Here is an 11,263-nt window from a genome sequence, read left to right on the forward strand (position 1 = left end):
CAGCACCGGTTGAGCCGCCGCCCGCGCCGCCGATGCCGCGGCCGACCGCGCAAAGCGACGTGAGGGCCGAGATCCAGGCCCGCATCGCGAGCTTCCGCGCCCACCAGGAACGCTTCAACCGGGAGCGCGCGGAGTATTTCAACACCACGCTGGCGCGGCTGCGCGCCACCATCGACGGGGTTCCGGCGCGCGAGCCGGCGACGCTGGCGCCCCGGCCGATCAGCCGCCGATCATCGCCGCTGGCGGCAACGGGGCCTTCCGGCGATCATCCCGCCTCTCGCCAACCGGAGCATGGTCCGGTCCGGTCATGAAGTCGCCGCCTTCGGGGAAGCGCCCAGCGGCCAGCGCCGCCCTGCGCGACCGCGAGCCGGTGGTGCGCACTGCGGGAATCATCGCCCTCGCCCGATAGACGGCGCTTCCGCTGTCTTCAGCCCATTCCGCGCGTCGGTCGCTCAAAGAAAGACGCAGACCAGAGCCATATTGGCCGCGCAGGCCAACAGCAGCGCCAAGGCGAGCGTGACGTGCACCCGTGTGCAGAAGGTCTGAGAACTGGTTCCCATGGGGGAAACATCCGGCGATTCTGGCGCGGGAGTCTCGGGGATTCTTTTTGCCCCGATTTACGCCTCGTTTACGACTCGCATTTGGTCTTGCCAGAATCGTTCCCAATGCGGGCCGATTCCCGCCGGCCGGCGACCTTGCTGCCGCCGCAACCCAACCCCCCCTTTCGCGTTAAACCGAGTTCACCGGAGTCGCTTCCGATGCCCTACGCGCTGTTCTCCAACGACGCCAAGTTGAGCAAGGCCTATCCGACAGAAGCCGACGTCTGGCGGCTCGCCCGGCAGAGCGGGCTCGTGGTCGACGTGGCGACGGCGACGGGCCAACAGGCCCCCCGGCCGGTGCTGGACAATGATTACGAGATCAAGCCCTGCCGCCCGGACCCCCATGAGGATCCGGCGCAGAACAAAGCCGATGCCGAGCGCGAGGCGCAACGGGACATCCGGATTCCGTAGTTCAGCGTGCGGGATGACAGCCGTCGCCACGACAAATCCGTCATCGCGCGGCCTGACCGGGCAACCCGTACGGCGCGGTCTCTCGATCGGTGAACGCCTCCGGGATGCCGGGGCAGCCGCATTCGCGGATGACGACGATCATCGACGTGGCAACGAAACTACGGCGTCGCGACCGTCAGCGAGACCTGCTCGGCCGACAGCGCCACACACATTCGCCGGCGATGCAGGCCCCGGATCGCGCCGGTGACCTTGAGCACCTTGCCGGGCGTACAGGACGGATCCTGCACAAAGGCAATCTCATAGGGCGCGAGAATCAGAGGTTCGGATTTCAGGACGGTTTGCGCAGAACACGGCAACGCCACGGCAGAGACGACAAGTACTGACGCCAGAATTCGCATGTGAACGACCCACAACCCCGCCGAAACCTATAGCAGGTCTGCATGACAGGTTGCGCGCGCCGCGAAAATTATTTTCTTGCCGCGACGCCTGCGCACGAACCATGTGGCAGGCCAGCGCTCCGCGCGCCCGGCTCACGCGCCCTTAAGAACCCGGCCGCAAACACGGCCATGCATGCGCGCAAGACACGCGAAATGCGGGCAGGACATGCCGGCATGAAAAAGGCCGGCGCGATGCCGGCCTTTGCAAAGGATCGATGGAAGGTCGCTCCCGCCGCGATCGACGAACCGCCGCGGCAAGCCGGCCTCAGTATCTGGCGCCGACCGGTCCGCCCCAGCCGAAACGATAGTTGACGCCGACCTTGACGGTGTGGTCGTCGTCGCGGACGCGAGTGCCGACGATCGGCGCCGGGCCGCCGGTGAAGGTGGTGCTGCCGAAATTGTAATACTGGTATTCGGCCTTGGCCGACCAGTTCGGCGCGAACATGTATTCGAGACCGGCGCCGACGGTCCAGCCGTCCTGATGGTTGCCCGTCGTGGCAAAGGCGACCGGCACGCCGCCGGCGGAGACCGCGATATTCGGATTGTCGCGGAAGGCATAACCGCCCTTGGCGTAGAGCAGTCCGGGACCCCAGGTGTAACCGAGGCGGCCGGTGACCGAGCCGAGTTGGTCATTCCGGCTGGTGATCACGGTCGGGCCCGGGAAGGTCAGGCTGGTGTTGTTGCTGCTCATCCAGCTGTACTCGGCCTCGATGCCCGTCACCAGATTGGAGGTGAACTGGTAATCGAATCCGCCCTGCACGCCGCCCAGGAATTGGCCACCGCTGCCGGCCAGGCTGTTGCTGTCGGCAAAGGCGCCGCCGAGATGGCCGCCGATATAGAAGCCCGTCCAGTTGTAGATCACGGCGGGCGCCGTATAGGCGGGGGCCTTGGTATAGGGCCGCGCCGGCAGGTCGGCAGCCCACGCGGGAACTGCCAAAACGATCAAGGCAGCACCGCTAAGCAACAGTCTTTTCATGAGAAATCCCCATATCGTCGTTTGTGACGTGTAGCAAACAACGTGGCGTCAATTAGGTTGCTTCGCGGCAATCTCGCAGCTGTGATTGGGGCGTACCTGTCGCCGCGCGGCAACAACGACCTTTTGTTCCAGTTTCTGTTGAACTTTTGTGCCCTCCAGAGTTCCCGCCGAGGATATGTCGGGTTGGCGGACGTCCGGTTCAAGGGTTTCGGTGAAAAGTGAACGGTTCCAGGGGCCACCGCGCCGTTTTCCCGACACGTTCGGCAGCCCCGGCCTGAAACGGAGCCTCTAACGCGACATGGTCTGCAGCTCGGGGAAGGGCTGGTAGGCCGAACCGGCACAGAGTTCGGCCGCATTCGGCGCGATGCGGTCGAGCCGGCCGTTGACGAAGACGACGGCCCGCTCGCGAGGTTCCTTGTAGCTGCCGTCGGATTCCGGCGCGGCGAAACGCAGGCAGCTGACATAGCGCAGCCTGCCGCCGACCGTGCGCTGAACCGGGTCGGCCATCACGGCGTCATGCACGCCGACGGGATTGTTGAGATAGGTGTGCATGAACGCCACCAGCTCGGTGCGATAATTGCTCGGAAACGGCTGGTTGCTGTCGCCACTGTCGGAAGCAAACAGCGCCGGCCTGGTGTCGTCACTGTCCATGCACGCCGCGAGCGCCAGCACAGGCGGCAGCATCGCCAGAAACCTGACCGAGACTCTGATCAACAACCTTGCCGGTATCCCCAACTGCATCTCGCCTATCATGCATCCCGTCGATCAAGCACTGCCGCGCCGCCCTTGGCTTGCGCAGCCAACCGGAACGGAGGGGCGCTTGTCTCGACACGTTTTCTTGATGCGAACCCGATTCTGGATGCGCCCCCGCTCCCGCCCGCCACCGAGGTGCGGGGCGACGCGCGTGGCAGGCTTTCAGTCGAAAACGCTCAAGCCGCAGCGTTCTAGCCCCTGGCCGCGCGAAAGCAAATCCGCATTTGTGCTGAAGCAACGCGGGTATCAGGAACGCACGGCACCGGCCCGCCGCAATCAGGGACGCGATTGCGAGCGAGCCGGGCTTCCCTCGGTGCGGCGGGGGCAATGTGGAACGAACCGCCCCGAGAAGAACATCAGCCGCGCTTGATCGCGGACGCGCCGTGCCTGGACGAGACCTTGCTGTGGGTCTTCGATGGGCTCTTCAGCGCGCCGACCTTCTTGGTGTGATGACGATGGACCTTGTGGTACTTGTGATGCGCGCGGTGATGGCTCAGCTTGGCATTGGCATTCAGCGGGCTATGCTTGACACTGATCTTGCCTGCACTGTTCGCACCGGTCTTGAGCTGCGTGCTCTTGGTCACCGGGGCTTGCGTGGTCTTGTCGGAGCTGGCGGCAAAAGCCGGTGCTGCGAGCATGGACACGGCAAGCAGGGCTGCGGAAATCGTCTTCAACATGGGGTTCTCCTTGAGACTCTGGGATCTGGAGGAGCCGGCCGGTTGACCGGGCTCGTCGATCATGCTGATGACTTTAGGGGTGGCGTACTGAACCGGCGCTGAAGCGCGCCGGCGGACTTCGTTCATCATCATGACGGCTTCGTCATGTTCACAAGCCGCCAAGCCGTCACGATATGCACCACATGTGCACTAGACAGCGCCCATCGATGGTCAAAATCGCTGTCGATAAGGGGGGCAACCGGGAATGCTTCGGCGTCGCCGGTGTTCACGTCGACAGGGCGCACGATCCGCCAATCATCGGCCATGGGGCCGACACCGATTGACGGAGAGATCAGGCGCGGTGACTGCAATCAGGAGAAGTGCATGAACAAATTTGCGATCAGGGTTATGGCGTTGACGATGGTCTCCGGCGCGTTTGTCACGGCGCAGATGGTGGCCGCCTATGCGTCGGGCAGCGACACGCCGTCGGCGCCGTCGTCGAGCTCCACCAAGGAAAAGAAGAAGGGCGACAAGAGCTCGAGCATCGAGGATCCGAAGTTCCTGGCGGCCTATCGCACGGCCTACACCACGATCTATGATCGCGCCGACTATACCTCCGCGATCGACCAGCTGAAGGCGCTCGGACGCGACGACGTCGCCGACGTCGCCAACCTGATCGGCTACTCCTATCGCAAGCTCGGCAACTACCAGCTCTCGCAGGTCTATTACGAGCGCGCGCTGCAGGACGACCCGAACCATGTGCGCACCTGGCAGTATTACGGCCTGTGGCAGCTCGAACAGGGCAACCGCGAGCAGGCGGAATATCACCTGAACAAGATCGCGATGCTGGCCGGCACCGACAGCAAGGAATATCGCTCGCTCGCTTCCGCGCTCGAGCAGCCCCCCGGCACCGGCCTGGTCTACTGATCGGCTGATCCGTTTTGTGACCTCGAGCGGGATCACAACCGAGACCAGGCCCGAGATCACGAACAAGTCCAACAAACCGGCGCAAGGCCCTTGGCCCCGCGCCGGTTTTGTCATTTCAGCGGCCTGTTGTTTCACCCCGCGGCGCGAGGTGCAGCGAACCAGGCCTCGAACAGCTCGATCTCGGGCTCCGTCATCATCGGCATCTCGTGCGGCCGGTCGTCGTTGACGGTCCAGCTTGTCGTATCCTCCGGCGGCCTGCCCGCCAGCGAGGCATTTGACTCGATCCAATTATCCGGATATCCCTGTATTTGAAAACTTGGATATCCATCTTTTTTTGGAGTGATGGAACAGTGCGCGCACCCGTCGTAGAAAACAACCGATGCAATTGCGCTGCGCTTCGAAAGGCGTCGCGCCGTCTGTCGCAGCTTTACGATGCGGCGCTCGCGTCCTCCGGCTTGAAAGCGACACAGTTCGCGATACTTGCGGAGATTGAGCGTCGGCAGGAGGCGGCCCCGACGATGCGCGATCTCGCCGACGCGCTGGTGATGGATCAATCCACCATCGGCCAGAATCTGCGGCCTTTGGAGCGCGATGGCTTGATCGCTCTGGTGCTGGACAAAGCCGATCGTCGGCGCCGCCACGTGACCCTCACGAAACATGGCCGGTCGCGCTTCGCGGCGGCTCGCCCGCTATGGGAAACGGCTCAGACGCGCTTTGAAAGCCACTTCGGAAAGCAGGAGGCAGCGAATCTACGCGCCGCTCTGTCGACGATAGCCGAAGCGCCGATGGACCCGGGACCCTCGTGGTTTTCTCCGCGTCATGAGAGCCCTCGATAGAGCCAAGAAACAATCAAGAAACAATCGAGAAATAATCAAGAGATGATGCAGCCATGAACAAGATCGATGCCACGCGCCTTTTTTCGCCGGCGATCGATGCCGGCGTCGACGCAGCACCCGGGCTGCTGATCGGCGGATCAAGCGCTTCCAGGACCTCTCCGAATGCGGTCCTGGCCATCGTTTGTGTAGGTATCTGTCTCGCCAATCTGGATCTCTTCATCGTCAATGTCGGCTTGCCGAGCATTGCGCGGGATTTCAGCGGCGCCTCGCTGCAGGACATGTCGTGGATATTGAACGGGTATGCGATCATCTACGCAGCGTTGCTGGTGTTCTTTGGCCGACTGGCCGAGCGCCACCGGCGCGATCAAAGCTTCCTCCTTGGCGTCGCGCTCTTCACCGCGGCCTCGGCCGCCTGTTCAGCCGCCGATAGCGTCGAGGCGCTCGTTGCATTTCGTCTGGTGCAGGCGGCGGGAGCCGCGTTGATGACGCCGACGTCACTTGGTCTGCTGCTGGCGGTGTTTCCGCCCGATCGACGCGGCAGCGCGGTTCGCACCTGGACGGCCATTGGCGGACTGGCCGCTGCGCTTGGACCAGTCGTTGGGGGCCTGCTGGTGACCTTGAACTGGCGCCTGATCTTTCTCGTCAACGTCCCCATCGGTCTGGTTGCGCTGCTGATCGGTTGGCGGAAGCTTCCGCAGATTCCCGGTCACGGCGCGCCGCGGCCAAGTCTTTGGGCGGCCGCGCTGGTGACCGGCGGCATCGGCGCACTGACATTCGGAATCGTCAAAGTGAATGATTGGGGCTGGGCGTCACCAGGCATCGGCGCCAGTTTCGCGGCGTCCGCCGTTCTTCTTGGGCTATTCACATCGCACTGCCTCCGCTCGAGCAATCCGTTCGTCGATCCCTCACTGTTCCGCAATCCGCAGTTTACCGGTGCGGTACTCGTGATGGCGCCGTACTCGGCCGCCTTCGGCGCCATGCTGCTGTCGATCGCGCTTTGGGAGCAGACGGCGTGGGGATGGTCGGCCTTGAAGACCGGGCTCGCGATCGCGCCCGGACCGCTTCTGGTGCCGATCACCTCTCTGCTGGTGGCAGGCCGGCTCATCCATCGGTTTGGCGCCACGCCGGTCGTTACCGCCGGGATTTTCTTCTTCGCCGCGGGGCTGATGTCATGGGCAATCCTGATCGGGCTCGAGCCGAACGCCGCCCTGGTCGTCATAGGCATGGTCCCCACGGGGATCGGCGTTGGACTGGCGTTTCCGACCTTGATGGGGGTCGGCGCATCGGCTCTGCCGCCATCCGCGTTCGCGACCGGCTCGGGTGTCATCAACATGATCCGTCAAGCCGCGCTCGCGGTCGGTGTGGCGATTTTTGTGGCCATCATCGGTTTGCCAACGTCGCCCGCCGCGCGCCTGGCCAGCTTTCACAGAGGATGGTGGATCATGGCAGCGATCACGGCGCTGGGATTGGTTCCGACATTCCTGTTGATCCGCCGCCCGGTAAGATAGCGGCCGGTCGGCGGGCTGAGCCTTCTGCTGCTTCCTCCTGGACCATTCGATCCGCCGCGACAAACAAGAGCACAAACCGGCGCCGGGGCGCGTGAGATGGCTGGGAGAACACGCTGGCACCGCGCAAAGGCGTAGTGCAAAATCGCGGGCGTTGCGAGCATTGCCGGTCGGATCGCGTAGCGGGCTGCTCCATCATAGCGCCACGGCGAGGCAGTAGCGCCCGTCTGCATCGGGACTTGGGGCGCCAGACCACGCCACGATCCGCCGTCCCCCCGCCGGGCTATCATCCGCGCGTCAGTCCTGGCGACGCGTGCCGAGAAACTTTTTCGGGGCGAGGACGCTGTGGTCGGCAGACTGAGCGGCCGAAAGCCGGTTGCATTTGGTATCACGATATGATACGTTGACCGCAATGATCAGAAGTTTCCGGGGGCCGTTCGCAGAGTTGATTTTCACGCTGCGACGCGTTCCGAAGGGGTTTCCGACGGACGTTGCCAGGGTCACCCGCCGAAAGCTGGTGCAATTGAACAACGCCACGGTGCTTGGTGATCTCGTGGCGCCGCCCGGCAACCGCTTGGAAGCTTTGCGGGGGGACCTCGCCGGCAAGCACTCGATCCGAACAAACGATCAGTGGCGGATCGTATTCCGGTGGAGCGATCAGGGGCCGGAAGAAGTCGAGATCATCGATTATCATTGAAAGGCGCCACCATGGCCAAGAAACTCCCTCCCGTTCATCCCGGCGAGGTCCTGCGCGAGGAATTCCTGCGCCCCCTGAGCCTCTCGCCTTACGCTGTGGCTCGCGCAATCGGCGTGCCGCGCACGCGAATAGAGCGGCTGGCCAATGAGCAAACCCCGGTGACTGCCGACACCGCCTTGCGGCTCGGCAGATTTTTCGGCACATCCGCTGCGTTCTGGATGGGCATCCAGACGCAGTATGATCTTGAACGAGCCGAGGACAAACTGGGCGCCACGCTGCGCAAAATCGCGCCGGCTCGCGAAGCTAAACCCGCTGCGTGAGCGATAACCGACCTGGCGCATCGCGTAGCGGGTTGCTCCCTCATCGCGCCACAGCGAAACAATATTGCCGATCTTCATCGGCCGCGGCGCCACTTACGCCAGGGCACGCAGCTGTATCGGTTTGCCGCGTTTTCACCGGACGCCACCTTTCTCCCCGAGCAGTTCGGCCATTTCGTCACGACCGAAGAACTCGGCCCACCCCAATGCAGTTGCGTGATACCTGTCGTCACGAACATTCGGATCGGCTCCGGCATCGAGCAGAAGCCGGGTTATCGCGATGGCTCCGCTTTCGATCGTCATGTGGAGCGCGGTGTGATTGAGGTCCCACATCGGCCGCTTGGCGTTGACGTCGATGCCATGCGCCAGCAGCCAGCCAATGGCGGCGAGGTTCCGCCTGCTGACGGAAACATGCAGGGCGATGGTATCACCGCCGTCGGGACCAATCCGGGAGGGATCGTCGCGCAACATTGCCTCGGCCTCGCTGTAATGGGCCATATTCAACAGCGTCAGCAAGTCGGGCCTGAGCCCGGCTCCGAGAAGGGCGGCAACGATGCGCGGGTCCGTGCCCTGCTCCGATGCTGTCGTCAGCGCGGTTGCGCCGGTCGCATCGCGGGCGTTCGGGTCGGCGCCGAGTTCGAGCAGAAGCTGCACGATTGCCAGCCGGTTTTTCCTGACGGCATGGTGCAGCGGCGTGCGGCGATGTTCGTTGCGGGTCATACGGGCGGCCAGCAAGGAGTGATCTCGCGTCACCATGGCGCGCAGTTCACCGGCTCGATCGAGCGCAATCGCCGTCCACAGCTCGAGCTTCGCGCCGTGCTCGAGCAGATAGCTGGCGACCTCCTGGCGCAGATCGCCGAAGCAGGTTGCCCAGCCGAGCACGCCGACCCCGTGATCGTCGCCCTTGCCATCGACATCGGCGCCGGCCTCGACCAGCAGCCTGATCGTCTCAAGATCGCCATAGGCTGCCGCGAAATGCAGTGGCGCGGCGTTGTCCGGAAAGTCGCGGCGGTCAAGATCGGCACCGCGCTCGATCAACAGGCGTATGGCGGCATGTTGGTTGCGCAGAACCGCCAAATGCAGCGCCGTGGCCTTCTGGAATCCGCCGCCGAGCGCGTCGATCCACTCGGGATGAGCGTCAAGACCCGCGCGCACGCGTCGAGATCGCCGGACTGCGCTGCCCGCATGATGGCCTGGATCGCCTGCATCTCCTCGTCCGGACGGGTTTTGCCTCCCTGCAGATTGCGGGCCAGCACCTCGATCGCCTCATGCCCGTAGTGCTTGGCGATCTGGTGTACCGTGCGGCCGAAGGCGTCGGGCGTTGCCGGATCAAAGCCCGATGCGAAGGCGCGCAGGACGGCTTCGACGTCGCCGGCTTGCGCCGCTTTGAAAACGCGATCATGGTCGCGCGCCGTCGGACCGATGCGATCGACATGCGACTTCAGCGCGCGCCAGCTCTTGAAGCCATAGTCATGGGCAACCGCCAACAGGGCCTGGTGCAGCTTGGCATCGGGCTGGCCGCTGCGCAGTTGAACGAGCCGCTGCCTGGCGGTCTTCTTGAGCCAATCGAGATCGGGGTTCGCGGGCAGAGCCTGCGGCATGGCAACCTTCTTTCCCTGCGCCCGGCGACCGCGATGCTCGGGCAAGAAAGAAGGAGATGTCAGCGAAGTGCTGGAGGCGGGTTCAACCCTTTACGCGGTCCGTTGGTCGCCTGCTCGACCAGCCGCAAAAATATCTCTGGCAATCGCGCCAAGTCAAGAGCGCCGAGTCAAGGGCAACAAGTCAAGCACGACAAGATCAAGGCCGTGGCGTCCCGGTGCAGCCGGCTCTTTCCCCGCATCATTGCCCTGATTTTTCCTCTTTCACCAGCGCCTGGACCTCGGCGCGAAACGCCTGCCGCGAGGCGTCGCGCGAGTAGAACATGTGGCCGCCGGGATAGACCACGAGCTTGACGCGGTCGGGCGAGGCAAAGGCCGGCAACTGGTCGAGCAGGATCCTGGTCCCGAAATAGGGTGTCGCGAGATCGAACAATCCGTGTCCGATCAGGACCTTCAGTTTCGGATCCAGCGCCAGGATCTGGCGCAACTGGGTGGTCGATTCCGCGGGGCTCAGCCCGCGGCCGAAATCCCAGGCCTTTTCCACCGCGTCGTTCAGGATCTGGTAGGAGCCGTCCGGCCGCCAGTTCAGCTTGCGGGTGATGAGATCGACGGCGGCGCTGGTGAGCGGCGCGGTGAGGGAATCGCCGGAGACGTCGCCGAAGTCGAAGAAGCTCGAATCCGGAAACGGGTCGGCGCCCTCGACCGTGGCGTCGTAACGTCCGGCCACCTTGTCGGCGAGCCGGTTGGTGGCGACCGGGTCGGCCTCGCCCTTGACCAGATCGGCCAGGAAATCGCCGCGCGCATAGTTTTCCACGTCGGCAAGATCGGCCCGCGTCACCGGCCCCCTGGCCGCGCGCGCCACCGCGGTGAAGCTCGGCAGGCTCGCGACATATTGCAGGATGCTGGAGCCGGAATATTCGCGGAAGTCGAGCACCGGCGACAGCAGGATCAGTCCCCTCACCCCCACGCCCTGCTGCATCTGCAGATTGCGTACCACCTTGGGTCCGCGCAGCCCGCCATAGCTTTCGCCGACCACGAATTTGGGCGAGAGCAGACGGTCGTTCTTCTCCAGCCAGCGGCGGATCGTCACCGCGATCGAGCTGACATCGCCGTCGACCGAATAGAAGGTCTTGCGCACGTCCTCGCCGGTGGCAACGAAGCGGCTATAGCCGGTGCCGACCGGATCGATATAGACGAGGTCGGTGAAGTCGAGCCAGGTCTCGGCGTTGGGCACCAGATCGGGCGCGGCCGACGGCGTCACCGCGTCCGCGTTGATCGGAAGCCGCCATGGGCCGTTATTGCCGAGCTGCAGCCAGGCCGACGCCGCGCCGGGGCCGCCGTTGAAGACAAAGGTGACAGGCCGCGTGGCGCGGTCGACGCCGTCCAGCTGATACGAGATGGTGCCGATGTCGGCCTGCGGCTCGCCCTTGTTGTTGAACAGGCGGATCGAGCCCGCGGTCGCGGTAAAGGCCAGGGTGCGGCCGGGCAGTTCGAGGGTCTGCTTGGTGGTCGAATCCGGCGGCAGCTTGTGCTGCTCGGCCACCGCTGAAG

General features: G+C 64.1%; 14 protein-coding genes and 1 pseudogene. 7 read left to right on the forward strand and 8 right to left on the reverse strand.

Annotated features, from left to right (window positions below; all coding sequences use genetic code 11):
- Positions 1-311, forward strand: a pseudogene (locus WCB02_RS38775) (hypothetical protein); the annotation flags it as partial.
- A 447-nt stretch (positions 312-758) separates the two neighbouring features.
- A complete protein-coding gene (locus tag WCB02_RS38780; RefSeq protein WP_423967511.1) occupies positions 759-1,010 on the forward strand; it encodes a hypothetical protein in 252 nt (83 codons plus the stop codon).
- A 158-nt stretch (positions 1,011-1,168) separates the two neighbouring features.
- On the opposite strand, the gene WCB02_RS38785 is transcribed toward WCB02_RS38780, so the two are convergent.
- The 5 genes from WCB02_RS38785 to WCB02_RS38805 all read right to left on the reverse strand — a co-directional run bounded on the left by WCB02_RS38785 (position 1,169) and on the right by WCB02_RS38805 (position 4,158).
- Entirely contained in the window at positions 1,169-1,408 is a 240-nt protein-coding gene (locus WCB02_RS38785) for a hypothetical protein (protein ID WP_423967513.1), read from the reverse strand.
- A 304-nt stretch (positions 1,409-1,712) separates the two neighbouring features.
- A complete protein-coding gene (locus tag WCB02_RS38790) occupies positions 1,713-2,423 on the reverse strand; it encodes an outer membrane protein (RefSeq protein ID WP_423967515.1) in 711 nt (236 codons plus the stop codon).
- A 288-nt stretch (positions 2,424-2,711) separates the two neighbouring features.
- Positions 2,712-3,134, reverse strand: a complete 423-nt coding sequence (locus tag WCB02_RS38795; protein WP_423967538.1) for a hypothetical protein — start codon at positions 3,132-3,134, stop codon at positions 2,712-2,714.
- Positions 3,135-3,532: 398 nt separating this feature from the next.
- Positions 3,533-3,853 carry a His-rich protein BRANT gene (locus tag WCB02_RS38800; RefSeq protein ID WP_423967518.1) on the reverse strand — a complete coding sequence of 107 codons (321 nt, stop codon included), beginning with the start codon at positions 3,851-3,853 and terminating at the stop codon, positions 3,533-3,535.
- 128 nt (positions 3,854-3,981) lie between these two features.
- Positions 3,982-4,158, reverse strand: a complete 177-nt coding sequence (locus tag WCB02_RS38805; protein ID WP_423967520.1) for a hypothetical protein — start codon at positions 4,156-4,158, stop codon at positions 3,982-3,984.
- A gap of 58 nt (positions 4,159-4,216) precedes the next feature.
- Between WCB02_RS38805 and WCB02_RS38810 the strand changes: the two genes are divergently transcribed.
- From WCB02_RS38810 to WCB02_RS38830, 5 genes are all read left to right on the forward strand, one after another.
- Positions 4,217-4,759 carry a tetratricopeptide repeat protein gene (locus tag WCB02_RS38810; protein WP_423967522.1) on the forward strand — a complete coding sequence of 181 codons (543 nt, stop codon included), beginning with the start codon at positions 4,217-4,219 and terminating at the stop codon, positions 4,757-4,759.
- A gap of 350 nt (positions 4,760-5,109) precedes the next feature.
- Positions 5,110-5,595 carry a MarR family winged helix-turn-helix transcriptional regulator gene (locus WCB02_RS38815; protein WP_423967524.1) on the forward strand — a complete coding sequence of 162 codons (486 nt, stop codon included), beginning with the start codon at positions 5,110-5,112 and terminating at the stop codon, positions 5,593-5,595.
- A gap of 53 nt (positions 5,596-5,648) precedes the next feature.
- Positions 5,649-7,103 (forward strand): MFS transporter, encoded by a 1,455-nt coding sequence (locus tag WCB02_RS38820; RefSeq protein WP_423967526.1) that lies wholly within the window; start codon positions 5,649-5,651, stop codon positions 7,101-7,103.
- Positions 7,104-7,623: 520 nt separating this feature from the next.
- On the forward strand, positions 7,624-7,797 hold the full coding sequence (locus WCB02_RS38825; protein ID WP_423967529.1) for a type II toxin-antitoxin system RelE/ParE family toxin: 174 nt from the start codon (positions 7,624-7,626) through the stop codon (positions 7,795-7,797).
- Positions 7,798-7,808: 11 nt separating this feature from the next.
- Entirely contained in the window at positions 7,809-8,117 is a 309-nt protein-coding gene (locus WCB02_RS38830; protein ID WP_423967532.1) for a HigA family addiction module antitoxin, read from the forward strand.
- Between the two features lie 132 nt (positions 8,118-8,249).
- Here WCB02_RS38830 and WCB02_RS38835 read toward each other — a convergent pair whose 3' ends face one another.
- From WCB02_RS38835 to WCB02_RS38845, 3 genes are all read right to left on the reverse strand, one after another.
- Positions 8,250-9,191 (reverse strand): ankyrin repeat domain-containing protein, encoded by a 942-nt coding sequence (locus WCB02_RS38835; RefSeq protein ID WP_423967541.1) that lies wholly within the window; start codon positions 9,189-9,191, stop codon positions 8,250-8,252.
- Positions 9,149-9,715, reverse strand: a complete 567-nt coding sequence (locus tag WCB02_RS38840) for a hypothetical protein (protein ID WP_423967534.1) — start codon at positions 9,713-9,715, stop codon at positions 9,149-9,151. The genes WCB02_RS38835 and WCB02_RS38840 overlap by 43 nt, the downstream gene beginning before the upstream one ends.
- Positions 9,716-9,953: 238 nt before the next feature.
- Positions 9,954-11,263, reverse strand: a 1,310-nt coding sequence (locus tag WCB02_RS38845) for a S10 family peptidase (protein WP_423967536.1), incomplete at its 5' end; no start/stop codon positions are given.

The sequence above is a fragment of the Bradyrhizobium sp. genome, from assembly GCF_049581145.1.
Lineage (GTDB): Bacteria > Pseudomonadota > Alphaproteobacteria > Rhizobiales > Xanthobacteraceae > Bradyrhizobium.